The 26,270-nt window shown below is 70.8% G+C and carries 23 protein-coding genes; 20 read left to right on the top strand and 3 right to left on the bottom strand.

Annotation, left to right across the window (positions count from 1 at the left end; all coding sequences use genetic code 11):
- The first annotated feature begins 33 nt into the window (after positions 1–33).
- On the top strand, positions 34–435 hold the full coding sequence (locus tag OHT57_RS38135; RefSeq protein WP_328751340.1) for a VOC family protein: 402 nt from the start codon (positions 34–36) through the stop codon (positions 433–435).
- Here the strand turns inward: OHT57_RS38135 and OHT57_RS38130 are convergent.
- Entirely contained in the window at positions 418–1,083 is a 666-nt protein-coding gene (locus OHT57_RS38130; RefSeq protein WP_328751339.1) for a helix-turn-helix domain-containing protein, read from the bottom strand. The two genes, OHT57_RS38135 and OHT57_RS38130, sit on opposite strands and share 18 nt — an antisense overlap.
- A gap of 9 nt (positions 1,084–1,092) precedes the next feature.
- A complete protein-coding gene (locus tag OHT57_RS38125) occupies positions 1,093–2,046 on the bottom strand; it encodes an AraC family transcriptional regulator (RefSeq protein ID WP_328751338.1) in 954 nt (317 codons plus the stop codon).
- Between the two features lie 81 nt (positions 2,047–2,127).
- Between OHT57_RS38125 and OHT57_RS38120 the strand changes: the two genes are divergently transcribed.
- Positions 2,128–2,964, top strand: coding sequence for an NmrA family NAD(P)-binding protein (locus OHT57_RS38120; protein WP_328751337.1), 837 nt, complete (start codon positions 2,128–2,130; stop codon positions 2,962–2,964).
- A gap of 49 nt (positions 2,965–3,013) precedes the next feature.
- On the opposite strand, the gene OHT57_RS38115 is transcribed toward OHT57_RS38120, so the two are convergent.
- Complete coding sequence (locus OHT57_RS38115) at positions 3,014–4,156, bottom strand: YihY/virulence factor BrkB family protein (protein WP_328751336.1); 1,143 nt, start codon at positions 4,154–4,156, stop codon at positions 3,014–3,016.
- Between the two features lie 584 nt (positions 4,157–4,740).
- Here OHT57_RS38115 and OHT57_RS38110 point away from each other — a divergent pair.
- From OHT57_RS38110 to OHT57_RS38030, 18 genes are all read left to right on the top strand, one after another.
- A complete protein-coding gene (locus OHT57_RS38110; protein WP_328751335.1) occupies positions 4,741–5,949 on the top strand; it encodes a heparan-alpha-glucosaminide N-acetyltransferase domain-containing protein in 1,209 nt (402 codons plus the stop codon).
- A 36-nt stretch (positions 5,950–5,985) separates the two neighbouring features.
- Positions 5,986–8,454, top strand: a complete 2,469-nt coding sequence (locus OHT57_RS38105) for a Pls/PosA family non-ribosomal peptide synthetase (protein ID WP_443053531.1) — start codon at positions 5,986–5,988, stop codon at positions 8,452–8,454.
- 72 nt (positions 8,455–8,526) lie between these two features.
- A complete protein-coding gene (locus OHT57_RS38100) occupies positions 8,527–10,614 on the top strand; it encodes a non-ribosomal peptide synthetase (protein ID WP_328751334.1) in 2,088 nt (695 codons plus the stop codon).
- 13 nt (positions 10,615–10,627) lie between these two features.
- A complete protein-coding gene (locus tag OHT57_RS38095; protein ID WP_328751333.1) occupies positions 10,628–11,614 on the top strand; it encodes a TauD/TfdA family dioxygenase in 987 nt (328 codons plus the stop codon).
- Positions 11,611–12,642, top strand: coding sequence for a 2,3-diaminopropionate biosynthesis protein SbnB (gene sbnB / locus OHT57_RS38090; protein WP_328751332.1), 1,032 nt, complete (start codon positions 11,611–11,613; stop codon positions 12,640–12,642). The genes OHT57_RS38095 and sbnB overlap by 4 nt, the downstream gene beginning before the upstream one ends.
- Positions 12,643–12,673: 31 nt before the next feature.
- On the top strand, positions 12,674–13,657 hold the full coding sequence (gene sbnA / locus OHT57_RS38085; RefSeq protein ID WP_328751331.1) for a 2,3-diaminopropionate biosynthesis protein SbnA: 984 nt from the start codon (positions 12,674–12,676) through the stop codon (positions 13,655–13,657).
- A 183-nt stretch (positions 13,658–13,840) separates the two neighbouring features.
- Positions 13,841–15,475 carry an acyl-CoA dehydrogenase family protein gene (locus OHT57_RS38080; RefSeq protein WP_328751330.1) on the top strand — a complete coding sequence of 545 codons (1,635 nt, stop codon included), beginning with the start codon at positions 13,841–13,843 and terminating at the stop codon, positions 15,473–15,475.
- A gap of 251 nt (positions 15,476–15,726) precedes the next feature.
- Positions 15,727–17,016 (top strand): GAF domain-containing protein, encoded by a 1,290-nt coding sequence (locus tag OHT57_RS38075; RefSeq protein ID WP_328751329.1) that lies wholly within the window; start codon positions 15,727–15,729, stop codon positions 17,014–17,016.
- A gap of 149 nt (positions 17,017–17,165) precedes the next feature.
- Positions 17,166–18,461 (top strand): hypothetical protein, encoded by a 1,296-nt coding sequence (locus OHT57_RS38070; protein WP_328751328.1) that lies wholly within the window; start codon positions 17,166–17,168, stop codon positions 18,459–18,461.
- A gap of 108 nt (positions 18,462–18,569) precedes the next feature.
- A complete protein-coding gene (locus OHT57_RS38065; protein WP_328751327.1) occupies positions 18,570–19,142 on the top strand; it encodes a GNAT family N-acetyltransferase in 573 nt (190 codons plus the stop codon).
- Positions 19,143–19,269: 127 nt separating this feature from the next.
- Positions 19,270–19,353, top strand: coding sequence for a putative leader peptide (locus tag OHT57_RS47525; protein ID WP_349817346.1), 84 nt, complete (start codon positions 19,270–19,272; stop codon positions 19,351–19,353).
- Positions 19,354–19,478: 125 nt separating this feature from the next.
- A complete protein-coding gene (locus OHT57_RS38060) occupies positions 19,479–21,176 on the top strand; it encodes a nitrite/sulfite reductase (protein WP_328751326.1) in 1,698 nt (565 codons plus the stop codon).
- A gap of 31 nt (positions 21,177–21,207) precedes the next feature.
- The gene (locus OHT57_RS38055; RefSeq protein ID WP_328751325.1) at positions 21,208–21,396 is read left to right on the top strand and encodes a hypothetical protein; all 189 of its coding nucleotides are present in this window, start codon (positions 21,208–21,210) and stop codon (positions 21,394–21,396) included.
- Positions 21,393–22,100 carry a phosphoadenylyl-sulfate reductase gene (locus OHT57_RS38050; RefSeq protein WP_328751324.1) on the top strand — a complete coding sequence of 236 codons (708 nt, stop codon included), beginning with the start codon at positions 21,393–21,395 and terminating at the stop codon, positions 22,098–22,100. The genes OHT57_RS38055 and OHT57_RS38050 overlap by 4 nt, the downstream gene beginning before the upstream one ends.
- Complete coding sequence (gene cysC, locus OHT57_RS38045) at positions 22,100–22,663, top strand: adenylyl-sulfate kinase (protein ID WP_328751323.1); 564 nt, start codon at positions 22,100–22,102, stop codon at positions 22,661–22,663. Before OHT57_RS38050 ends, cysC begins: the two co-directional genes overlap by 1 nt.
- A complete protein-coding gene (cysD, locus tag OHT57_RS38040; RefSeq protein WP_328751322.1) occupies positions 22,660–23,598 on the top strand; it encodes a sulfate adenylyltransferase subunit CysD in 939 nt (312 codons plus the stop codon). Before cysC ends, cysD begins: the two co-directional genes overlap by 4 nt.
- Positions 23,599–23,600: 2 nt before the next feature.
- Positions 23,601–24,938, top strand: coding sequence for a sulfate adenylyltransferase subunit 1 (locus OHT57_RS38035; protein WP_328751321.1), 1,338 nt, complete (start codon positions 23,601–23,603; stop codon positions 24,936–24,938).
- A 222-nt stretch (positions 24,939–25,160) separates the two neighbouring features.
- Positions 25,161–26,264 (top strand): ABC transporter substrate-binding protein, encoded by a 1,104-nt coding sequence (locus tag OHT57_RS38030; protein WP_328751320.1) that lies wholly within the window; start codon positions 25,161–25,163, stop codon positions 26,262–26,264.
- The last annotated feature ends 6 nt before the right edge of the window (positions 26,265–26,270 follow it).

Here is a 26,270-nt window from a genome sequence, read left to right as displayed (position 1 = left end):
ACCGGACGTGGCGCCCCTGCGTACGGTGACGTCATGACTCCACGATTCGATGCCATCGGCCTCATCGCCTCCGACATGGCCGCCTCCGTCGCCTTCTACCGGCGGCTCGGGTTCCCCTTCGCCGAGGGGGCCGAGACGCAGCCGCACGCGGAGGCCGAACTCGCGGGCGGTGTGCGGTTGATGCTCGACACCGAGGAGACCGTGCGCTCCTTCCACCCGGGCTGGCGGGCCCCGACCGGCGGCAGCCGCACCGGACTCGCGCTGCGCTGCGCCGACCCCGCCGAGGTCGACGCCGTGTACGAGGAGCTGGTGGCCGAGGGGTTCCACGGTGAACTCAAGCCGTGGAACGCCGACTGGGGCCAGCGGTACGCCTCGCTGCACGACCCCGACGGCAACGGCGTCGACCTCTACGCCCCGCTACCGGGCGGCGAGTAGTCGCCCGAGCGGCAGACCGGCCAACTCCCTTACGTCCCGCGCGAGATGGGCCTGGTCCGCGTACCCGCTCCGCGCGGCCGTCGCCGCGAACGGCACACCGGTCCGAGCCAGCGCCAGAGCCCGCTGCAACCGCAGGATCCGGGCCAGCGTCTTCGGCCCGTACCCGAAGGCCACGAGTGAACGGCGGTGCAACCGGCGTGCGCCGAGCCCGAGTTCGTCGGCGGTCACGGCGACGGGGCGCCCCGCGTCGAGGGAAGCGACGAGGGCACGCAGAAGGGGGTCGGGCGGGGCGGCGCGCTCCAGTGCGATCTCTTCGAGGGCCGTACCCGGGTCCGGGGAGCCGGCGATACGGCCCCGCAGCCGCCGTACCTCACAAGACGGCCAGAGATCGGCCAACTCCACCCGGAGATCGCGCAGTTCGTGTGCGGGCACCCCGAGGAAGGCGGGCGCGGAACCGGGAGGAAAGCGCAGGCCCGTCCAGGTGTCCGAGGCGCCCCCGGCGACGTAGGCGCGGGTGTCGGGCCCGGCGACGAGGAGGCGTCCTTCGTTCCAGAGCAGGTCCATGCACCCGTCGGGCAGCACCCGTCCGGCGCCGTCACCGGTCCAGACGGCGGCACCCGTGAGCCGAGACGCCCGCTCTGTGTACACAGGCCCAGGCTACGGCGCGCTCAGCTCCCGCTCACCCCGCAGTCGATGCTCCTGCGGACTGACCCCGTAGACCCGCTTGAACGCGCTGGACAGGGCGAACGCGCTGCCGTAACCCACCTGCCGGGCGATCGCGTCGAGTGTCGCGGAGCCCTCCCGCAGCCGGTCCGCCGCCAACGCCAGCCGCCACCCGGTCAGATACGTCATCACGGGCTCCCCCACCAGCTCGCTGAACCGCCGGGCCAGCGCCGCGCGTGACACTCCCGCCTTGGCGGCGAGGGAGGCCACCGTCCAGGGGTGGGCGGGATCGTCCTGCACCAGCCGCAGCACCCGACCCACGACGGGATCCGCCAGCGCCGCGTACCACGCGGGCGGCTCCGCCTCGGGCCGTGAGAACCAGGCCCTGAGCGCGGCGATCACGAGCAGGTCGAGCAGCCGGTCCAGGACGACCTCCTGTCCCGGCTCGTCGCGCACGATCTCCTCCATGAGGAGCGGGGTGAGCGGGCACTCCCACACGTCGGTGGTCAGCGACAGCAGCGGCGGCAGGGCGTCCAGCAGCCGGTTGCTGATCTCGCCCTCCATCAGGTACGTCCCGATGAGGACGACCGTCTCGCCGTCGAGGCGGTCGCCCCAGGTGCGCACGCCGAGGTCCATCGAGCCGTTCAGGACCCGGCCGTCGGGGTAGCGGCACTGAGCGCCGGGCAGGATCAGCGCCTGCGGGGCGGTACCGGGGGCGTCGGCGCAGGTGTAGGGGGCGGGGCCGCGGGCGATGGCGAGGTCGCCGGGGCGCAGCCGGATCCGCTCGCCGGTGTCGGACAGGATCCAGGCGCCGCCGCGGACCAGCAGCATCACGGTCAACGGCGCCCGGTCCTCCACCCGCACCGCCCACGGCGGGTCGAAACACGCACGGATCATGAAGGCGCCACGCGCCCGGGGCCCTTCCAGCAGACCTGCCAGAGCGTCCATGCGGCCAGCGTAGACGCGCGCGCATGGGAATGAGCCGTTCAGCGATGGCCCCTTGCCCGGAACGGCAGTTGACTCGACGGCATGACACAGGACACGGCGAACATGACGGTGGTGGTGACCGGCGCCTCGGGTCGTACGGGGAGCCGGGTGGCGCAGTCCGCGACGGCGGCGGGGCTGACGGTTCGGGCGGCTTCGCGGGCGCAGGGGTTCGACTGGCAGGACCGGTCGACGTGGGCGCGGGTGCTGCGGGGCGCGGACGCGGCCTATCTGGTGTACCCCTCGGACATCGGTGCCCCCGGCGTCGCCGAGGCGGTCGGGGCGGTCGCGCGGGAGGCGGTGGGGGCCGGCGTACGGCGGCTGGTGCTGCTGTCGTCGCGGGGGCAGGACCGGGCGCGGGACGCGGAGGAGGCGCTGCACGCGTCGGGGGCGGACTGGACGGTCGTACGGGCCGCCTGGTTCGCGCAGAACTTCAGCGAGGGGCCGCTGGTGGAGGAGTTGCGGCTGAGCGGGGAGCTGGTGTTCCCGGCGGGTGAGGTGCGGGAGCCGTTCGTGGATGTGCGGGACATCGGGGACGTGGTGGTGGCCGCGCTGACATCGGGCGACCGGTATGCCGGACAGACGCTCGCCGTCTCGGGGCCGCGGCTGCTGACGTTCGGCGAGGCGGTCGCGGAGATCGCGGAGGCGACGGGGCGTGAGCTGACGTACCGGTCGGTGTCGGCGCGGGCGTACGGGGAGCGCCTTGCGGGGTTCGGGGTGCCGGAGGCGGCGGCCGGCGCGCTGGTCGAGGCGTTCGAGCAGTTGCTGGACGGCCGTAACGCGTATCTGTCGGACGGCGTACGGGAGGTGCTGGGCCGGGAGCCGCGGGACTTCGGCGACTTCGCGAGGGATGCGGCGGCCGCGGGGACCTGGAAGGGCTGACCCCGGGGCTGTGGCCGGCCCCGTCGGCGCGCGGCCGACGACCTGCCCCTCAGGAGCCCTCCGGCTTCCGCGGGGGGTGGGTCGTCCTCGCGTGGGTCCGGAAGCGGGAGGTCACGTCCTCCGGAGGAAGGAAGCGGGACCAGCGTTCCGGGAACTCCGAGGGCATGTCCGGGTCGTCGGGATCGGGGTCCGTGTCGTGGACGGTGGCCGCCCGGGCCACGTACTCCGCGACCTGCGCCTCCCGCAACCGCTCGTTGGCCGCACGTGCCGCCGCCGTGGACGCCGCCGGCCACACGCGGTCGATCGCGGCGTTCATCGCGGCGCCCACCAGCACCGCGAAGGCCGAGACCCCGATCCACAGCAGCACCGCCACCGCCGCGGCCAGCGAGCCGTAGATCGTCGCGCCCTCGATGGTGCTCTGGAGGTAGATGCGCAGCAGAAAGCTTCCCAGCACCCACATGGCCAACGCCACCAGGGCGCCGGGGACGTCCTCGATCCACGGTGAGCGCACCGGCACCGACACGTGGTACAGCGTCGTCAGGAAGGCGACGGACAGGATGATCACCACGGGCCAGTACAGGACCTGCACGACCGTCGCCGACCACGGCACGATCCGCACCACCGCGTCCGGCCCCGCCACCATCAACGGCAGCGCGATCGAGCCGATCAGCAGCGCCGCGACGAACAGCGCGAACGCGACGAGCCGGGTCTTGACGATGCCGCGGACCCCGTCGAGGCCGTACATGACGGTGATGGTGTCGATGAAGACGTTGACCGCGCGCGAACCGGACCACAGGGCGAACAGGAAGCCGACGGAGATGACGTCGGGACGGCCGCCCTTCATCACGTCGGTGAGGATCGGCTGCGCGATCTCCCGTACACCCTTGTCGGAGAGGACCGTGCGCGCGGCGTCCAGGAGGTTGGCCTCCAGGCTGCTGATGCTGTCGGTGCCGGTCCAGTCGTCGACGTAGCCGAGCAGTCCGATGAGGCTGAGCAGCAGCGGCGGCACGGACAGCAGCGAGAAGAACGCGGCCTCCGCGGCGAGACCCAGGATGCGGTACTCGATGCACGAGTTGACGGTGTCCTTGACGAGCAGCCAGGCGGTCCTGCGCTTCGAGACGTTCCGGTAGAGGGCACGCGCCCGGTGGAGCCGCCCGGAGGTCTGCTGAGTGGATTCGCTTGCTGACTGCACGACCTAAAGGTATCCGCCGTGGGAGCGTGCACTCATCCCCCGGTCCCGGTCCGGGCACACCCGTGCGGAGAACGCTCCCTCGCGTTCGGTTCCGTCATACCGCGGAAAACGCCGGGCAACTCCGCGGAAATCCTCAAGGAAATCGAACCCCTTTTCTGTCATGAACCCGATGGCTGAAATTCGAGTCCCCGAAAAACGGAACGCCCGACGACATATGCACCACCGTCCGGGCGATTTCCCCGGTGACACCGCCGAACGGACCGGACGGGCCATAACGGCAACGCGCGGCCGACGAGCGAGAAAGCGCCATTGATCGAAACGTGCTTGACCCGTTCATGAGCGCCTCGAAACAATTCGGATTGCATACTCAGGGCCCTGACCAAGGCCCCTAACGGCCACCTCGCCCCCGCCACGTGGTCACTCCAGGCACATCACGAACCGCTTCTCCTCTTATTTCATTCAGTGTCTCACGGCACTTCTCTTTCTTCCGGCACACCGGAAGCACGGGGGTTCTGCATCATGATTCTCCGCTGCGCGGTGAACAACGCGCGGTATTCCTTCGTACACCTCTCTGGAGAATTCTCATGCCTGTTCCGTATGCACCGAAGCATGCCGTGCCGCGAATCGTGGGGGTCGATGTGGCGCGGGGCCTCGCCCTGCTCGGCATGTTCTCCGTTCATGTGTTCGGCGCATTCGACGCGACGGGATCGCCCACGTACGCCTGGATGTTCGCGGGCGGCCGTTCCTCGGCGACGTTCGCCGTGACGGCCGGGATCGGGCTGGCCTTCACGACGGGCGGCCGGTGGCCGGCGACCGGACGGCCCGCGACCGTCGCGGTGGCGGTGCGGGCCGGCGTCATCGCACTGATCGGGCTGCTGCTCGGCTACGCCTCGCGCGCCGCGGACCTGGACGTCGACGTGATCCTGGTGTTCTACGCCCTCTTGTTCCTCATCGCGATCCCGCTGCTGGGCCTCGGCCCCCGGTTCCTGGCCTGTCTCTCGCTGTTCCTGGCCGTGGGGGCGCCGTTCGCCGTCCACGCGCTGCGGGGTGTGCTGCCGGAGCCCGCCTTCGACGGCGATCCGACCCTCCAGGACGTGGTCACCGATCCGCTCGGACTGGTGTCCGACCTGCTCGTGCACGGCGCCTACCCGGTGCTCGCCTGGACCGCCTATCTGTGCGCCGGACTCGCCCTCGGCCGACTGGACCTGACGTCACGAAGGGTCGCGCCCCGACTGCTCGGGGGCGGCCTCGCCCTGTTTGCCGGTGTCTGGCTGGTGTCCTCCCTGGTCCTGTTCCGGTTCGACGGGCTACGACACCTGTGGAGCGCGGAGTTCCCGGGCGCCTCCCGCGCCGAGGCGCTGTGGGACAGCCCCGACGGCGCGACCTGGTGGGCGCTGCTCTCCCGCGCGCCGCACACCACCACGCCGTTCGACATGCTCCTCACCCTGGGCTCGGCTGCGGCGATCCTCGGCGGCGCCCTGCTGCTGACCAGGAGCGCCCCTCTCACGCGGGTGCTCACACCGCTCGCGGCGGCGGGCAGCATGCCGCTGACCCTCTACACCGCCCACGTGCTCCTTCTCGCCACCGGCGCGCTTTCCGGCTCCCCCGAGCTCCTCTACGCCGTCATGAGCACCGGAGCGCTCCTATTCGCCCTCTCGTGGCGGCACGTCGGACGTGGCCCGCTGGAAACGGTCGTCGCAGGCGCGGCCCGACGGTGTCGCGAGGCCGTAACACCACCCCGGTCCCCGGAACCGGTGGAGAGCCCGGCCCGACTTACCAAGTACATCGAATAGCCCAATAAGACAAAAAGTAATGATCTAGGAGCTCAAGTGGTGGTAAATCCCGGCGAGATCACGACAGTCGCCCCGGTGGACAGGACCGCACAGGTCTTCGCCGAGGTGCTGGCCGGGGTCGTGAAGAGCGAGCATGTCCCCCTCGACAGCCACTTCTTCGACGACCTGGGCGCCAACTCCCTGGTCATGGCGCAGTTCTGCGCCCGGGTCAGGAAGCGGGACGACCTGCCGTCGGTGTCGATGAGGGACGTCTACGGCCACCCGACGATCCGCGCTCTGGCGGCGGCGCTCACCGAGGCCCCGGCCGTCGCACCGGCTCCCGCGCGACCCGCCGAGCCGCCTCCGCCGCCGGGCAGCACCGCGCGCTATGTTCTGTGCGGCGTACTGCAGTTCCTGGTCTTCGCCGTGTACTGCCTCGGTGCCGGGACCGCCATGGCCGAGGGGTACTCCTGGATATCCGGCGGCGACGGCGTCCTCTCCGTCTATCTGCGCTCGCTGGTCTTCGGCGGTGCTCTTTTCCTTGCGGTGTGCACGCTGCCCGTGGTGGCGAAGTGGGTGCTCGTCGGCCGGTGGAAGGAGACGGAGTTCCCGGTGTGGGGCCTCGCCTACGTCCGCTTCTGGACCGTCAAGGTGCTGCTGCACGCCAACCCGATGATCCTGTTCACCGGCAACCCGCTGTACGTCCTCTACCTGCGGGCCCTCGGTGCCCGTATCGGTCCGGGCGTCACGATCCTGTCCCACTCGGTGCCGGTCTGCACCGACCTGCTGACCGTCGGCGCCGGCACGGTGATCCGCAAGGACGCCCTGTTCCTCGGCTACCGGGCGCACGCGGGCCGGATCCGCACCGGCCCTGTCACCCTCGGCCGGGACGTCTTCGTGGGCGAGAAGACCGTCCTCGACATCGGCACCTCGATCGGCAACGGAGGACAGCTGGGCCACTCCTCGGCGCTGTACGACGGCGCCGCGATCCCCGCCGGCCAGCGTTGGCACGGCTCCCCGGCCCGCCGCACCGACGTGGACCACATCCGCGTCCCCGCGGCCCGCTGCACCACTCCGCGCCGGGCCGGCTACGCGCTGGTGGCCCTGCTGCAGACACTGCTGGTGTACGTCCCGCTCGGCCTCGGCGGCACCTTCCTGGTGCTGGACCTGGTACCGGCGCTGGACCCGCTCCTGGAACCGAACGCCAAGGAACTGCAGTCGACGGCCTTCTACGGCGAGGCGCTGGCCCTGTCCGTCGCCTTCTTCGTCGGGGCGATCCTCGTGGGCCTCGTCACCGTGACCGTGCTGCCGCGGCTGCTGAACCTGACGCTGCGAGCGGACCGCGTCTATCCGCTGTACGGCTTCCACTACTCGGTGCAGCGCGCGATCGCCCGCCTGACCAACATCAGGTTCTTCAAGTGGCTGTGCGGCGACAGCTCGTACATCGTCCCCTACCTGCGGTCCATCGGCTACAACCTGTCGACCGTCGAGCAGACCGGCTCCAACTTCGGCACCGAGGTCTCGCACGAGACGCCGTACCTGGCCACCGTCGGCAGCGGCACGATGGTCGCCGACGGGCTCTCGGTCCTCAACGCCGAGTACTCCAGCACCTCGTTCCGCATCTCGCGGGTCGCAATCGGGGCGCACAACTTCCTCGGCAACCACATCGCCTACCCGGTCGGCGGCCGTACCGGCGACAACTGCCTGCTCGCCACCAAGGTGTTGGTACCCCTCGACGGTGAACTCCGCGAAGGCGTGGGCCTCCTGGGCTCGCCCCCCTTCGAGATCCCGCGCACTGTGGAACGCGACACCCGCTTCGACCACCTCCGCGAGGGCGACGAGCTGGGCCGCCGCCTCTCGGCCAAGAACGGCTCCAACGCCCGCACGATGGCCCTGTTCCTGTTCCTGCGGTGGCTGCACTGGTTCCTGCTGACGGTGCTGGGCTTCGCGGCCGTCGACCTCTACGGCGGCCAGGGCGCCCGCGGTGGCCTGCTCATCGGCGGCTACCTGATCGCCGGCCTGTTGCTGACCACCTCCTACTGGGCGCTGGTGGAGCGCGTGATCACCCGGTTCCGGCCGCTCCAGCCACGGCTGTGCTCCATCTACGACCCGTACTTCTGGTGGCACGAGCGGCTGTGGAAGGTGCCCGACCACCACCTCGCCGTGTTCAACGGCACCCCGTTCAAGAACCTCGTCTGGCGGGCGCTCGGGATGCGCCTGGGCCACCGGGTCTTCGACGACGGCGCTTACGTCACCGAGCGGACGCTGGTCTCGATCGGCAGCGACACCACGCTCGGCGCCCACTCCAAGGTGCAGGCCCACTCACAGGAGGACGGCACCTTCAAGTCCGACCACATCGTCATCGGCGACGGCTGCACCCTCGGGGCGGGCGCGCTGGTCCACTACGGCGTCTCGATGGGCGACGGCGCCGTACTCGCCGCCGACTCCTTCCTGATGAAGGGCGAGGAGATGCCGCCGGGGGCGCACTGGGGCGGCAACCCGGCGGTGGCACCGCGCCGCGCCTGAACCGCCGCACCGCCCGCACGACCCGCACCACCTGCACGACCTGCACGGAGAAGACACAGGGGGAAGAAAGTCATGGAACCAGTTCCGCACCCGGCATCCGGTCCGACACCGGACGTCACGGAGTACGCGGTCCCACTGCCCGACGGCACACCGACCGACCCGACCTCGCTGCTGACGGCCCACGCCAGGGTCCTCGCCGCCCTCTCGGGCGAGGCCGAGGGCACGCCCGGCGACGACCTGCGGGTCAGCGTCACCGACGGCACCCTGCGGCTGCGTCACCGCACCGGCGTCCTCGACGCCGCTGCCGCCGCCCGCATCGCCGGCTACCACCTCACCGCGCTCGCCCACCCGGACCGCACGAGCCTGCTGTCCGAGGAGGAACTCCGCTTCCAGCTGGAGGAGTTGGCGGGCCCGGTCCGTGAACTCCCGGACCGGCGGGTGCACGAGCTCTTCGAGGAGCGGGTCGAGAAGCACCCGGACGCCGTGGCGGCCGTGGAGGGCGAACGGCAGTGGTCGTACGCGGAGCTCAACTCCCGCGCGAACCAGGTCGGTCGGGCGCTGCTGGCCCGCGGACTTGAGGCCGAGGGTGTCGTCGCCGTCGTCATGGAGCGCACCCTGGACTGGATGGCGGCGGTGCTCGGCGTGCTCAAGGCGGGCGGGGTGTACCTGCCGGTCGAGCCGCACTTCCCGGCCGAGCGGGTCGCGAGGACGCTGTCCCGGGCGGGCTGCGAACTCGTCGTCACCGAGCACGGCAGCACCGGCTCGCTCTCCGGTACGCCGGCCCGGACCCTGTTCGTGGCCGACGCGTACGCCGAGGGCCACCCGGACGGCGATCTCGCCATCCCGGTCTCGGCGGACCAACTGGCCTACATCTACTTCACGTCGGGCTCCACCGGCGAGCCCAAGGGCGCGATGTGCGAGCACGCCGGCTTCGTCAACCACGTCCTCGCCAAGGTCGAGGACCTGGGGATCGGCGAGCGGGACGTGGTCGCGCAGACCGCGCCGCAGTGCTTCGACATCTCCCTGTGGCAGCTGCTGGCCGCCACCCTCGTGGGCGGGCGGACCCTGCTGATCGGGCAGGACACGATCCTCGACGTCCCGCGGTTCGTGGACACGGTGGTCCGGGGACGGGTCAACGTGCTCCAGGTCGTGCCGTCGTATCTGGAGGCCGTGCTCGCGGAGTTGGGGCAGCGGCCGCGTGAACTGGCCGACCTGCGCTGTGTGTCGGTGACCGGCGAGGCGGTGAAGCGGGAGCTGGTGCAGCGATGGTTCGCCACCGCGCCCGGGATCCGCCTCGCCAACGCCTACGGGCTCACCGAGACCTCCGACGACACCAACCACGAGGTCATGGACCGGGTGCCGGACGGCGACCGGGTCCCGCTCGGCCGGCCGGTGCGCAATGTGCGTGTGTACGTCGTCGACGAGAACCTGGTCCCCGTGCCGCTGGGCGCGCCGGGCGAGATCGTCTTCTCCGGGGTGTGCGTGGGGCGCGGGTATGTCAACGACCCCGAACGCACCGCGGCCGCGTTCATGGCGGACCCCCACCGGCCCGGGGAGCGGCTGTACCGCAGCGGCGACGTGGGGCGCTGGCGGCCCGACGGCAGGCTGGAGTTCCTCGGCCGCAGGGACACCCAGGTCAAGATCCGCGGGTTCCGCGTGGAGATCGGCGAGATCGAGAACGCGCTGCTGCGGGTGGACGGGGTGCGCGACGGGGCCGTCGTGGTGGTGCGGGGCACTCAGCTCGCCGCGTTCTGTGCCGGGACCGAGCCGGTGGGCGCGGACGCGGTGCGCGAACGGCTGGCCGTGTCGCTGCCGTCGTACATGGTGCCGGCCGTCGTGCACTGGCGGGAGCACCTGCCGCTGACCGCCAACGGCAAGACCGACCGCCGCACGCTCACCGCGCTCGCCGAGGGCCTCGACGCCGGCGCGGCGGACGAGCCCGTGACGGCGGGCGAGCGACGGCTGGCGGACGCCTGGGCCGAGGTGCTCGGTGTCCCGGTGGACCGCGTCGGCCGCCTCGACCACTTCTTCGACCGCGGCGGCAGCTCGCTGTCCGCCGTGCGTCTCGCGATCGCCCTGGACCGGGCGATCACCCTCAAGGACGTCGTCCGCCACCCGGTCCTCGCGGACCTGGCGGGCCTGCTCGACCGGAACAGCTGAAAGGAACACCGAGATGTCATCCACGAGTCTCCTTCCGCACCTCGACCTCGCTCCGGGCAGCCCGCCGCTCCTGAACGCCAAGTACGGCGACGACCCGGCGAGTTGGGTCGCCGCGCACCGCGACCCGCTGCGGGCCCTGGTCCTCGAACACGGCTGTGTCCTGGTGCGCGGGCTCGGTCTCGCCGACCCCACGACGGCCGAGGGCGTCTTCCGGCTGCTGACGGAGAGCCTGATGGCTGACCGTGAGCCCTTCGCACCCCGGCGCCGCTACGCGGACGGCGTGTACTCGTCGACCAAGTGGCCGCCGACCCAGCAGATGTGCATGCACCACGAGATCAGCTACGGCCTGGAGTTCCCGGGTCTGCTGCTGTTCGCCTGTCTGGAGGCGCCCGCATCGGGGGGCGCGACCGCGCTCGCCGACGCGTCGGCGGTGCTGCGGGACCTGCCCCGCGACCTGGTCTCCCGCTTCGAGCGGGAGGGCTGGCTGCTGACCCGGTCGTACCACGAGGACATCGGCGCGTCGGTCGAGGAGGCCTTCGGCACGGACGACCGCGCGGCCGTCGAGCGCTACTGCCGCCGGCACGCCATCGAGTGCGCCTGGCAGAGCGACGGCTCGCTGCACACCCGGCAGCGGCGCGGCGCGGTGCTGAGGCATCCGTCCGGCGACCTGCCTTGCTGGTTCAACCAGATCGCGTTCCTCAACGAGTGGACCATGGAGCCGGAAGTGCGTGAGTACCTGCTGGACGTGTACGGACCTGACGGACTGCCCTTCAACACCCGCTTCGGGGACGGCGATCCGATCGACGCGGACGTCGTACGGATCATCAACGAGGTGTACGACGCCCACACCGTGCGCGAGCCGTGGCAGGACGGTGACCTGCTGCTCGTCGACAACATCCGTACGGCGCACAGCCGCGAGCCCTTCGAGGGGCCGCGCGAGGTGCTGGCCGCGCTCGGCGACCCGGTACTGCGGACCGACGGCGAGGTGAGCGGCGTATGAGCACCGTCGGCGCTCCCTCCTTCGCGCTCGTCACCGGCAAGCAGGTCCAACAGGCCCTGTACGGACGGGAACCGGAGATCGCGGACCTCGTCGAGGCCGTGTACCGGCTGCACGGCGCGGGCGACTCGGTGAACCCCCCGTCGTACTTCCTGAAGTTCCCGGACCGCCCGTCGTCCCGGATCATCGCGCTGCCCGCCTCGCTGGGCGGACCGCTGCGGGTGGACGGTCTGAAGTGGGTCTCCAGTTTCCCGGGGAACATCGAGTCCGGGCTGCCGCGGGCATCCGCGGTGCTGATCCTCAACGACCCGGACACCGGTTATCCGTTCGCCTGTCTGGAGAGTTCGGTCATCAGCGCCACGCGCACGGCGTCGTCCGCGGCTCTGGCCGCCGACAGGCTCAGTGCGGGCCGGGTCCGCCCCGCCCGCGTCGGGTTCATCGGCACCGGCCTCATCGCCCGCTACATCCACACCCATCTCACCGCCACCGGCTGGGAGTTCGAGGAGACCGGCGTGCACGACCTGTCCGCCGGGAGCGCCGCCGGGTTCCGCGGCTATCTGGAGCGGTCCGGCGCCCCGGGCAAGGTCACCGTGCACGACACGGCCGAGTCCCTCATCCGCTCCAGTGACCTGGTGGTCTTCGCCACGGTCGCCGGCGCACCGCACGTCCACGATCCGTCGTGGTTCGGCCATCACCCCCTGGTCCTGCATGTCTCCCTGCGTGATCTCGACCCGGAGATCCTGCTCGCGTCCGCCAACTTCGTCGACGACGTCGAGCACTGCCTCAAGGCCGAGACCTCCCCGCATCTGGCCGAACAGCTCACGGGGAGCAGGGACTTCATCGACGGCACGCTCGACGACGTGCTGACCGGACGGGTGACCGTCCCGACGGACCGGACGGTGGTGTTCTCGCCCTTCGGACTGGGGGTCCTGGACCTCGCCGTCGGCAGGTTCGTCCACGACGAACTGGCCCGGAGCGGCGAACTGCACGTCGTCGACGGGTTCTTCAACGAGCTGCGCCGGTACGGCTGAACGATCAGTGGCGCATGAGGAGGGGGGCGTCATGCCCGTCATATCCGATCCTTCGGAGTTCAACGAGTCCGACCTCTACGTCGACCTGCGGGCGGCGCTGGAGCTACCGCTGTTCCTGAAGTGCGAGGGCTTCAACTTCGCCGGGTCCATCAAACTGAAGGCGGCCCGCGAGATGGTGAACGCCGCCGAGCGCGACGGGACCCTGCGGCCCGGGTCGATCCTGGTCGAGTCGTCGTCGGGGAACCTGGGAGTGGCCCTGAGCATGATCGCGGCGAGCCGGGGCTACCGGTTCCTGTGCGTGACCGACACCCGGTGCAACCTGGTGACGATCCGGCTGATGGAGGCACTCGGCACCCGGGTGCACGTCGTCAGGAAGCCGAACCTGCACGATGGTTACCTGGGCGCCCGGCTCGCGTACGTGCGCGCGCTGTGCGCCTCGGACGAGCGGTACGTGTGGCTCAACCAGTACAGCAACCAGGGGAACTGGCGGGCGCACTACCGCACCACCGCGCCGGACATCGCGCGCCGCTTCCCCGACCTGGACGTCCTGTTCGTCGGGGCCGGCACCACCGGGACCCTGATGGGCTGCGCCCGCTGGTTCTGGCAGTGGCGGCGCCCGGTGCGGATCGTGGCCGTCGACAGCGTCGGCTCGGTCACCTTCGGCGGGCCGCCCGGCGTCCGGATGATCCCGGGGCTCGGCACCAGCGTGCGACCGCAGTTGCTCGACAGGTCGTACATCGACGACGTGGTGCTCGTCGAGGAACCGGACACCCTGCAGGCGTGCCGCCGGATGGCCGCCCGGGGTTTCCTGTTCGGCGGCTCCACCGGCACGGTCGTCAGCGGCGCCCAGCAGTGGCTGTCCGCCCACGGCCGGCGCGGCATCACCGCGGTCGGGATCGCCCCGGACCTCGGCGAGCGCTACCTCGACACCGTGTACCAGGCGGGCTGGCCGCACGGCGTCCCCGAGGTGGACCCGGTGCACGAGCCGGCGGAGGTGATGGCCCACCTCGCCTGAGAGCCCCTCCCCCACAGCGCCCGGCACGCCCCCACACGGCGACCGGGCGCCGTGCCGTGCCGCAAGGCATGACGCGCCCACACCGGGCCCCGCGAGCCGTCACCGCCACACCACACCCACCGGCCGGTCGGGCGCCGTGTCCGTGAGGGGAGCGGCAGGGGGCCCCAGGGTACGTTCGCAGGCATGGCAGGCACCACGCACACCGTGACCAACCAGCCCCCGCCCCTGACGGGCTACGACGTCTACAGCGCCGACCGCGCCCTGACGGCGGCCGTCGAACGGCACCTCGACCCGGACCTGCTCGACGAGGTCGACGGCGAGCTGTCGGCGCTCGGCCGGGCCTGCGGCTCCGCACAGGTGCAGGAGTGGGGCGCCCAGGCCAACGACAACCCGCCCCGGCTGCGGACCCACGACCGCCACGGCCACCGGATCGACGAGGTCGAGTTCCATCCGGCCTGGCACCGGGTGCTCGGCAAGGGCGTCTCCGCGGGCCTGACCGCCGCCTGGACCCGCCCCGGCGGGCATGTGCGAAGGGCGGCCGCGTTCCTGCTGTGGACGCAGGTCGACGCCGGCAACTGCTGCCCGCTGTCGATGACCCACGCGGCGGTACCCGCCCTGCGCACCGACCCGGACCTCGCCGCCGAGTGGGAACCCCGCCTCACCTCCACGGTCTACGACCGCGGACTGCGGCCCGCCCATCTCAAGGCGGGGGCCCTGTTCGGGATGGGCATGACGGAGAAGCAGGGCGGCAGCGACGTCCGGGCGAACACGACGTCCGCGCGGCCGCTGCCCGACGGCGAGACCTACGAGCTGACCGGCCACAAGTGGTTCTGCTCGGCCCCCATGTCGGACGGCTTCCTGGTCCTCGCCCAGGCCCCGGGCGGACTCACCTGCTTCCTCGTCCCCCGCGTCCTGGCGGACGGCACCCGCAACACGTTTCTCCTCCAGCGCCTCAAGGACAAACTCGGCAACCGCTCCAACGCCTCCGCAGAGGTCGAGTTCGACGGGACCTGGGCCCGCCGGGTGGGCGACGAGGGGGACGGGGTCCGCACCATCATCGAGATGGTCGCCGCGACCCGCCTCGACTGCGCCGTGGGCTCGGCAGGACTGATGCGCCAGGCCGTGGCCCAGGCGATCCACCACTGCACCCACCGCGAGGCCTTCGGCGGCAAACTCGTCGACAAGCCGCTGATGCGCAACGTCCTGGCCGACCTGGCCCTGGAGTCCGAAGCCGCGACCACCCTCGCCCTGCGTCTGGCAGCCGCCTACGACACGGGCGGCGAACAGGAGCACGCGTTCCTGAGGATCGCGGTCCCGGCGGCGAAGTACTGGATCACCAAACGCTGTACGCCCCTCACCACGGAAGCCGCCGAATGCCTGGGCGGCAACGGCTACGTGGAGGAGTCGGGCCTGCCCCGCCTGGTCCGCGAATCACCTCTGAACTCGGTCTGGGAGGGCGCGGGAAACGTCCAGGCACTGGACGTCGTACGGGCCCTGCGACGAGAACCCCAGGCCCTGAACGCCTACCTTCTGGAAATCGGCGAGTCCCGGGGCGCCGACCACCGCCTGGACGCGGCGACCAAGGACCTCTTCACCGAACTGGCCGATCTGGACGGCATCGAGGGCCGTGCCCGCCGTGTGACGGAACGCCTCGCGCTGGTCCTGCAGGGTTCCCTGCTCGTCCGCCACGCGCCCCCGGAGGTGGCCGACGCGTTCTGCGCGTCCCGCCTGGGCGGCGACGCGGGAGCGGCCTTCGGCACACTGCCGACGAGCCTGGATCTGACGAGCGTGGTGGACCGGGCCGATCCGGGGGCCTGAGCCGTGCGGCGCCACGAGACAGAACGGGGGTGGTGCTGCGCCGACACGGCACCACCCCCGTTGCGGCCCTCAGAGGCCGAAACACGCCGCTGCGAGACGGCGTCGGCCCAAGTTTCAACCAGACCGGAGCGCACCAACAGGGTTGCAGGGGGTTGCAACTTCCTGGCGTCTGTGGTCGGACCGTACTCCTTTCCGGTACACGACCTGCACTATGAGACGAACAGTCAACGGACCGGAGACCGGGAGGATCTGTGCCGCTCTCGCCGACACACGTGACCCAGCTTGCCGCCATGGACTCGGCACGCGCGGCCCGGGTACTGAGCGAGGTCCGCTCCGCCACGCTGTCAGGCCGACGCGCGCCGTTGGCCCCGCGCCCCGTGATCGAGGAGTCCTGGAGCCGCATGCTGCGCGGCGGCGTCGACCCCGACCACGATTTCCGGTCAGGGCTGCTGCCTCCCGAGGAGGTGCAGCGGCGCCGGGAGGGCACCCAGCTCCGGCACATCCTGCCGGTGCTGCGCCAGGGGCTGCTGTCGGTCGCGGACGTCGCCCACCACATCATGGTGGTCGCCGACGAGGACAGCCGGGTGCTGTGGCGGGACGGCAGCTCCCCCGTGCTGCGCAAGGCCGACGGCACCGGATTCGAACTCGGCGCCGACTGGCGGGAGGACGTCGTGGGCACGAACGGCATAGGCACCCCGGCCGTGGTGCGCCGACCCGTCCAGGTGTTCGCCTCCGAGCACTTCGTGCGCTCGCAGACCTCCTGGACCTGTACCGGCGCCCCCATCAAGGATCCCCGGGACGGCCGGCTGATCGGCGTGGTCGACGTGAGCGGGCCGCTGGACACGATGCACCCGGCGACGCTCGCCTGGGTGGACTCGGTCGCCAAGCTCGCCGAGTCACGGCTGCGCGAACTGCATCTGACCTCGCTGGAGCAACTGCGCGCCGTGGCGGCGCCGGTGCTCGCGCGGCTCGTCGGCCGGGCCTTGGTGGTGGACCGGGACGGCTGGACGGCCGCGGTGACCGGAATGCCGTATGCGCCCCGGATCGCGCTGCCCAAGTCGCCGTCGCCCGGCCGCCGGTGGCTGCCGGCGCTCGGTCTGTGCACGCTGGAGCCGCTGGGAGGCGGCTGGTTGCTGCGTGCCGCCGACCAGCCGGAGCCGCCCGGCGCCACCCGGATCGTCCTGGACCTCGCCCAGCCGCGCCGCTGGACGATGACGGTCTCGGGCGGTGCGGGCACCTGGAGTCACGAACTGAGCCCTCGGCACGCCGAGTTGCTCTACCTGCTGGCTCTGCACCGTTCGGGCCGCAGTGCGGCGGGCCTGGCCGAGGACATGTTCGGCGACCCGGCCCGGACGGTGACCGTCCGCGCGGAGATGTCCCGAGTGCGGCGATATCTCGGGGCGTTCCTGGAACACCGGCCGTATCGTTTCTGCGAGGACGCCGAGGTCGAGGTGCTGCTGCCGGGCCGCCCGGGCGATCTCCTGCCGCACTCCACGGCCCCCGCCGTGCTCGGCGCCCGTGCCTCCGAAGAGGCGAACTGAGCATCCCGAGTGTGCGACTTCCGCATAATTGCAGGGTCTTCGTCCCCATCGGCGCTCCACTGCCGTAGCATCCCCTACGGGTCACCCCACCTGCTCCTCGGTCAACGTACAGATCATCAGGCGCAGTTGGCCCGCCTCGGGAGGACGTTATGAAGCATCGTGGCAGACACCGCAGGCGCAGGCGGGGCCAGGCGCTGAGAGCCTTCCTGGCCGGGACCGCCCTCGCGCTGACCGGCGCCGCCACCATGATCAGCGCCTCGCAGGCCACGGTGGCCGCCAACCCCGGGACCCTGAAGCCGCTCACCTCGGCCGCCGAGACCGCCCCGCTGCGACTGAAGGAGACCCAGGTCCCGCAGCGCTCCCTGGATCGGCTCTCCTCCTCGATGGGCCGTCCCGTCGGAGTCTCCGCCGTCCTCGACTCCGCCGACCGGAGCCTGCAGGACGCGATCGGCTGCACGGCCGACGAGCGCCGGGCACTGCCCGTGGCACCCTCGGCCACCGCCGCGTACTGCTGGGACGCCGCCGACACCCGGTCCTGGCGGGCAGGCGCGGTCACCACCTCCGGGGACGCCGACGACGACGGCCTGTGGGGCGCCAACCGCGTGATCCTCTCCGCGTGGAGCCGCACCGGCACCGCGGAACGCGGCGGGGGCCTGGCCCGGGTCGCGTTCGTCGACGCCAACGATCTGAACCGGCTCACCTACTCCTGGGTCCTCCTCGCCGTCCCGGTCGACGGCGGTCGCGACTACCGCGGCCTCGTCTCCCAGGTCTCCGGCATGGTCTGGTACGAGAACAAGCTGCTGGTGACCGCGAGCGGCGACGGCGGCGACGCGCTGTACGTCTACGACATGAACCGCGTCCAGCGCGCCACCGTCGACAGCAGCGCGGTCGGCAGGGTGCGCGGTGGCTGGTCGGCGCACGGCGAGCAGTGGGTGCTTCCCGCCGTCGGCTCCTACCGCCTGGCCGGCGGGGCGGGCGCGGCCCGCCCCGACTATCTCTCCCTGGACCGCAGCACCGTCCCGGACAGTCTGGTCGCGAGCGAGTGGACCTCCGGGGACGGCGACGCGGCCGCCCGGCTGTGGCGCTACGACTACAGCAGCAACCCCGGCCGCTCCGGACTGCTGGCCACCGACGCCGGCGGGTACGCGCACGTGGCCGAGGCCTACGCCTCCAAGGCGTCCGGCTCCGGCCCCGTCCTGTCGTACGACTCGCAGTGGTACCTGAGCCGCCCCGCGGAGACCGAGGGCGACCACGGGACCCTGTGGCGCCAGAACACCTCGAACCCCGCGAAGGCCACCCGCTGCGGCGCGGACGAGACACGGAACTGCTGGAGCGGGGAGTCGGAGTCCCTGTCGTACTGGGAACAGACGGGCGACGTGTGGTCCCAGTCGGGCCGGGCCCTGTTCGCACTGCCCCTGGGTTCGGTCGAGAAGTCACTCAGCTGAGGAACGGCCGCGGGCCGTGTCGACCTGCGGCCCCGCCCCGTGAGCGGCTGGTCGCGGGGGCAGCCGCGCGATCGACAGACCGGCCGCGCGGATGATTCCCTGACCGGCATGCCGAACATCGCCGTGACCACCTGGTCCCTGGAACAGACCGCCCCCACCGATCTCCTGCCCGCCGAAGTCCCGCCGGGCGACATCCGGATCGTCCGTTCCGAGGTGCCCTCCCCCGAGTTCAGCCGGTACCTCTACGCGTCCGTCGGCGGTGACATCCTCTGGACCGACCGGCTCTCCTGGACGTACGCGCAGTGGCAGCACCATCTGGAGCGTCCCGGCGTGGAGACCTGGGTGGCGTACGACCACGGCACCCCCGCCGGTTACGCCGAACTCGGCCCGCAGGACGACGGTGTCGTGGAGATCGAGTACTTCGGCCTGATCCCGGCGTTCCGCGGCAGGCGGATCGGCGGCCACCTCCTCTCGTACGGCACCGCCCGTGCCTGGGACCTCGCGGACCGATGGCCCGGTATGCCGGACACCAAGCGGGTCTGGCTGCACACGTGCAGCAAGGACGGCGAGCACGCCATGGGCAACTACCTGCGCCGTGGCTTCCAGCTGTTCGACACCAAGGTCGAGGAGGAGGCCGAGGCGCCCCCGCCGGGCCCCTGGCCCGGGGCCTACCCAGCCTGACCTGCGAGAACAAGAGGGCTCGCGATCTTTGTGACCAACGACACCATCGTCTCGCCTGACGAGACAAGGGTGTCCACATGGTGGATAAAGCTGGACTGTGTCCAGAACGCCGTGACACGCTTCCGTCATGTCTGGAACTGGAATTGCCTTGGTGAGTCGGCGGCACGTCGATCTCGGCCGCATGTCCAGCGCCATCTGTCCGGTGCGCTGACGAGCCGCAGCGTCACCCGGCACATTCTCCCGTTCTCCGTCGTGCGCAAGGACGCGCACGTACACCCATGCGCCCGTACCCGCAGGTAAGAGCCGCTTCCCGCCTGTCCCGAAGGACGTACAACGATGGCCGCCACCCCGCAGAACCCTGCCGCCGCAGCGCCCCGCCGCAAGGTGAGCCGTCACCGCGGTGAGGGTCAGTGGGCCGCGGGGCACCACACCCCGCTGAACGGCAACGAGCAGTTCAAGAAGGACGACGACGGTCTCAACGTGCGGACACGCATTGAGACGATCTACTCCAAGCGGGGCTTCGACTCGATCGACCCCAACGACCTGCGCGGCCGGATGCGCTGGTGGGGGCTGTACACCCAGCGCAAGCCCGGGATCGACGGCGGCAAGACCGCGATCCTGGAGCCGGAGGAGCTGGACGACAAGTACTTCATGCTGCGGGTGCGGATCGACGGCGGACGCCTCACCACCCAGCAGCTGCGTGTGATCGGCGGGATCTCCGAGGAGTTCGCGCGCGGCAGCGCGGACATCACCGACCGGCAGAACATCCAGCTGCACTGGATCCGCATCGAGGACGTCCCGGAGATCTGGAACCGCCTGGAGGCGGTCGGTCTCTCCACCACCGAGGCCTGCGGCGACTGCCCGCGTGTCGTCATCGGGTCGCCGGTCGCCGGGATCGCCGAGGACGAGATCATCGATGGCACCTGGGCGATCGACGAGATCCACGAGCGGTACATCGGCAGCAAGGAGTTCTCCAACCTGCCCCGCAAGTTCAAGACGGCGATCTCAGGTTCGCCGCTGCTCGACGTGGTCCACGAGATCAACGACATCGCCTTCGTCGGCGTCGAGCACCCCGAGCACGGCCCCGGCTTCGACCTGTGGGTCGGCGGCGGCCTGTCCACCAACCCCAAGCTCGGCGTCCGGCTCGGCGCCTGGGTGCCGCTGGACGAGGTGCCCGACGTGTGGGCCGGCGTGGTCGGCATCTTCCGGGACTGGGGCTACCGGCGGCTGCGGACGCGTGCCCGTCTGAAGTTCCTCGTCGCCGACTGGGGCCCGGAGAAGTTCCGCCAGGTCCTGGAGGACGACTACCTCGAGCGCAAGCTGGTCGACGGTCCCGCGCCCGCCGAGCCCGCGGGCCAGTGGCGCGACCACGTCGGCGTGCACCGCCAGAACGACGGTCTGTTCTACGTCGGTTTCGCCCCGCGTGTCGGCCGTGTCGACGGCGCCACCCTGACGAAGATCGCCGAGGTCGCGGAGACGCACGGCTCGGGCCGGGTCCGGACCACCGTCGAGCAGAAGATGATCATCCTCGATGTCGAGGAGTCGCAGGTCCAGCCGCTCGTCGAGGCCCTGCAGGCGCTCGACCTCACCGCCAAGCCGTCCCCGTTCCGGCGCGGCACCATGGCCTGCACCGGCATCGAGTACTGCAAGCTCGCCATCGTCGAGACCAAGGCGCGCGGCTCCCAGCTGATCGACGAACTGGAGCGCCGCGTCCCGGACTTCGACGAGCCGCTGACCATCAACCTCAACGGCTGCCCGAACGCCTGCGCCCGTATCCAGGTGGCGGACATCGGTCTCAAGGGCCAGCTGATGCTCAACGACCGGGGCGAGCAGGTCGAGGGCTACCAGGTGCACCTGGGCGGCGCGCTCGGCCTGGAGGCCGGGTTCGGCCGCAAGGTGCGCGGCCTGAAGGTCACCTCCGAGGAACTGCCCGACTACGTCGAGCGGGTCCTGAAGCGGTTCCAGGCCGAGCGCGAGGACGGCGAGCGGTTCGCCGCCTGGGCCTCCCGCGCGTCCGAGGAGGCACTGTCGTGAGCGTCAGCGAACGACAGCGAAAGGAGGGGTCATGAGTGAGCGGGCCGCCCCCTTCTACTGCCCCTACTGCGGCGACGAGGACCTGCGTCCGAGCGAAGCCCTGGAAGGCGCCCACGGCGCGTGGGAATGCGCGGCATGCAATCGCGCATTCCAGTTGAAGTTCCTCGGGCTGCTCGCCCGGGGTCTTCGGCACGGCGAAGCAGGGGGAGATCAGATATGACCGCGGTTCAGGAAGAGCGCACGACCGAGGATCTAAAGGCCCTCGCCGAGCAGGCGGGCCGCGACCTGGAGGACGCCTCCGCACTGGAGATCCTCCAGTGGGCGGTCGACACCTTCGGCAAGCGTTTCTGCGTGACCTCCTCCATGGAGGACGCGGTCGTCGCCCACCTGGCGTCCCGGGCCAGGCCCGGCGTGGACGTGGTCTTCCTCGACACCGGCTACCACTTCGAGGAGACCATCGGCACCCGCGACGCGGTCGAGGCCGTGATGGACGTCAACGTCATCACGCTGTCGCCGACGCGGACCGTCGCCGAGCAGGACGCCGAGTTCGGCCCCAAGCTGCACGACCGCGACCCGGACCTCTGCTGCAGGATGCGCAAGGTCGAGCCGCTGGAGCGGGGCCTGAAGAACTACCTGGCCTGGGCGACCGGCCTGCGCCGCGACGAGTCCCCGACCCGGGCGAACACCCCGGTCGTCGGCTGGGACGAGAAGCGCCGGAAGGTCAAGATCTCCCCGATCGCCCGCTGGACCCAGGACGACGTGGACGCGTACGTCACCGAACACGGCGTTCTCACCAACCCGCTCCTGATGGACGGCTACGCCTCCGTCGGCTGCGCCCCCTGCACCCGTCGGGTCCTCGAGGGCGAGGACGCGCGCGCCGGCCGCTGGGCCGGAAGCGCCAAGACCGAGTGCGGGCTGCACTGATGACCACCACTGACAAGGAGTCGCACGTGACGACCGGAGCCACCGTCTGGCTCACGGGTCTGCCGAGTGCCGGCAAGACCACCATCGCGTACGAGCTGGCAGGCCGGCTGCGCGAGGAGGGCCACCTCGTCGAGGTGCTCGACGGCGACGAGATCCGCGAGTTCATCTCGGCGGGCCTCGGCTTCAGCCGCGAGGACCGGCACACCAACGTGCAGCGCATCGGCTTCCTCGCCGAACTGCTCTCCCGCAACGGCGTCAAGACGCTCGTCCCGGTCATCGCGCCCTACGCCGACAGCCGTGAAGCCGTCCGCAAGCGCCACCAGGAGAGCGGCGCCGGATATCTGGAGATCCATGTGGCGACCCCGGTCGAGGTGTGCTCCGTACGCGATGTGAAGGGCCTGTACGCCAAGCAGGCGGCGGGCGAGCTGTCCGGGCTGACCGGCGTCGACGACCCGTACGAGGAGCCCGAGTCACCCGATCTGCGGATCGAGTCGCAGAACCAGACCGTCCAGGAGTCCGCAGCGGCGGTCCACGCGCTGCTCACCGAGAGGGGACTGGCATGACGACGACCGTTGCCACGGTGGACGAGGGCACGGACGCCCCGTACGCCCTGTCCCACCTGGACGCCCTCGAGTCGGAAGCGGTGCACATCTTCCGTGAGGTGGCGGGTGAGTTCGAGCGGCCGGTGATCCTGTTCTCCGGCGGCAAGGACTCCATCGTCATGCTGCACCTCGCCCTGAAGGCGTTCGCCCCCGCCCCGGTGCCCTTCACGCTGCTGCACGTGGACACCGGACACAACTTCCCCGAGGTCCTGGAGTACCGCGACCGCGCGGTCGCGCAGCACGGTCTGCGCCTTCATGTGGCCTCCGTCCAGGACTACATCGACAGCGGTGTGCTCAAGGAACGCCCCGACGGGACCCGCAACCCGCTGCAGACCCTCCCGCTGACCGAGAAGATCCAGGCGGAGAAGTTCGACGCCGTCTTCGGCGGCGGCCGCCGCGACGAGGAGAAGGCCCGCGCCAAGGAACGCGTCTTCTCCCTGCGCGACGAGTTCTCCCAGTGGGACCCCCGCCGCCAGCGCCCCGAACTGTGGAACCTGTACAACGGCCGCCACGCACCCGGCGAACACGTCCGCGTCTTCCCCCTGTCCAACTGGACCGAGCTGGACGTGTGGCAGTACATCGCCCGCGAGAACATCGAACTCCCGGAGATCTACTTCGCGCACGAGCGTGAGGTGTTCGCCCGCGCCGGCATGTGGCTGACCGCCGGTGAGTGGGGCGGCCCCAAGGACGGCGAGACCGTCGAGAAGCGCCAGGTCCGGTACCGGACCGTCGGTGACATGTCCTGCACGGGCGCCGTCGACTCCGACGCCGTGACCCTGGAGCAGGTCATCACGGAGATCGCCGCATCCCGGCTCACCGAGCGCGGCGCCACTCGCGCCGACGACAAGATGTCCGAGGCCGCGATGGAAGACCGCAAGCGCGAGGGGTACTTCTAGCCATGAGCACCACCACCACGGAACTCGGCCTCACGGAGACCACCCTCCTGCGGTTCGCCACCGCCGGCTCCGTCGACGACGGCAAGTCGACCCTCGTGGGCCGCCTGCTGCACGACTCCAAGTCGATCCTCACCGACCAGTTGGAAGCGGTCGAGCGGGCGTCGGCGTCGCGGGGCCAGGAGACCCCCGACCTGGCCCTTCTCACCGACGGGCTGCGCGCCGAGCGCGAGCAGGGCATCACCATCGACGTCGCCTACCGCTACTTCGCCACGCCCCGGCGCCGGTTCATCCTCGCCGACACCCCCGGCCATGTGCAGTACACCCGCAACATGGTGACGGGTGCCTCGACGGCCGAGCTGACGGTGATCCTGATCGACGCCCGCAACGGGGTCGTGGAGCAGACCCGCCGGCACGCGGCTCTCGCTGCGCTGCTGCGGGTGCCGCATGTGGTCCTCGCCGTCAACAAGATGGACCTGGTCGACTACCAGGAGCCCGTCTTCGCGGCGATCGCCGAGGAGTTCACGGCGTACGCCCTCGAACTGGGCGTCCCGGAGGTCACCGCGATCCCGATCTCCGCGCTCGCCGGTGACAACGTGGTGGAGCCCTCCGCCAACATGGACTGGTACGGCGGCCCGACCGTGCTGGAGCACCTGGAGACGGTCCCGGTCACCCATGACCTGAGCCACTGCCACGCGCGCCTTCCCGTGCAGTACGTGATCCGCCCGCAGTCCGCCGAGCACCCCGACTACCGGGGTTACGCGGGCCAGATCGCCGCCGGTTCCTTCCACGTCGGCGAGCAGATCACCGTGCTGCCCTCGGGCCGTTCCACGAAGATCGCCGGCATCGACCTGCTCGGCAAGCCGGTCGACGTCGCCTGGACCACGCAGTCGGTGACGATCCTCCTGGAGGACGACATCGACATCTCGCGCGGCGACCTGCTCGTGCCCAGCAAGGACGCGCCGCCGACCACCCAGGACATCGAGGCCACGGTGTGCCACGTCGCGGACGCCCCGCTGACCGTCGGCCACCGGGTGCTGCTCAAGCACGGCACCCGCACGGTCAAGGCGATCGTCAAGGACATCCCGTCCCGTCTCACGCTCGACGACCTGTCCCTGCACCCGCACCCGGGACAGCTCGTCGCCAACGACATCGGCCGCGTGAAGATCCGTGCCGCGGAGCCGCTGCCCGTCGACTCCTACTCCGACTCGCGCCGCACCGGCTCGTTCATCCTGATCGACCCGAACGACGGCACCACGCTCACCGCGGGCATGGTCGGCGAGTCGTTCGCGTCCCCGGAGCCCGTCAAGGACGAGTCCGAGGACGACGGGTGGGACTTCTGACATGAACTCCACCGACTACTACTCCACGTTCGCGAAGGAGGGCGGCCGCGTAGGCAGCGGCGCGCTCGGCAGCGGGCAGGGCGGGGTGGCGCGATGTGTGCGCTGACGTACGCGCACCGCTTGCGCGCCCTGTCCCCCCACAGCCGTAGACGCAGACCTGCCGACCTCCCGGCCACGACCTGAGAGACCGTGACCGCCGGGCCTCCGAGAGGAACACCTCCCGTGCCTGCTTCATCCGCTCTTCGCCGCGCCCTCGCGGTCATCGCCGCGCTCCCTCTGCTGACCCTCGCCGCGTGCGGTTACGGCTCCGACGCCAAGGACGACAGCTCCGCCAAGGTCGCCGCCGGGGCCAAGAAGATCGACGGTCTCGACTCCGTCAAGATCGGCTACTTCGGCAACCTGACCCACGGCACCGCGCTCGTGGGCGTCAACAAGGGCTTCTTCCAGAAGGAGCTGGGCGCCACCAAGGCGTCGTACGCGACCTTCAACGCGGGACCGTCCGAGATCGAGGCGCTCAACTCCAAGTCGATCGACATCGGCTGGATCGGCCCCTCTCCGTCGATCAACGGTTACGTCAAGTCCGGCGGCAAGAGCCTGAAGATCATCGGCGGTTCGGCGTCCGGCGGTGTGAAGCTGGTCGTCAACCCGGACAAGATCAAGTCCCTCAAGGACATCAAGGGCAAGAAGATCGCGACGCCGCAGCTGGGCAACACTCAGGACGTGGCGTTCCTCAACTGGATCGCCGACCAGGGCTGGAAGGTCGACGCGCAGAGCGGCAAGGGTGACGTCACCGTCGTCCGCACCGACAACAAGATCACGCCGGACGCCTACAAGGCCGGCTCCATCGACGGCGCCTGGGTGCCGGAGCCGACCGCGTCCAAGCTGGTCGCGGAGGGCGGCAAGGTGCTGCTCGACGAGGCGTCGCTGTGGCCCGACAAGAAGTTCGTGATCACGAACATCATCGTGCGGCAGGACTTCCTCAAGGAGCACCCGAAGGCGGTCGAGGCCGTCCTGAAGGCGTCGGTGGAGGCCAACAAGTGGATCAACGCCAACCCGGACGCGGCGAAGGCGGCGGCGAACAAGCAGCTTGAGGCGGACTCCGGCAAGGCGCTCAAGCCCGCGGTCCTGGACCCGGCGTGGAAGTCGATCCAGTTCACCAACGACCCGCTGGCCGCCACGCTCAACACCGAGGCGGAGCACGCGGTCAAGGCCGGTCTGCTGAAGAAGCCGGACCTGAGCGGAATCTACGACCTCACGATCCTCAACAAGGTCCTCAAGGCCGACGGTGAGTCCACGGTCGACGCCGCCGGTCTCGGCACCAGCTGACCCCGG

It is taken from the genome of Streptomyces sp. NBC_00285, assembly GCF_036174265.1.
Lineage (GTDB): Bacteria > Actinomycetota > Actinomycetes > Streptomycetales > Streptomycetaceae > Streptomyces.
The sequence above is the reverse complement of the archived record's forward strand: the minus strand, read 5'-3'. Positions and strand labels throughout refer to the sequence as shown.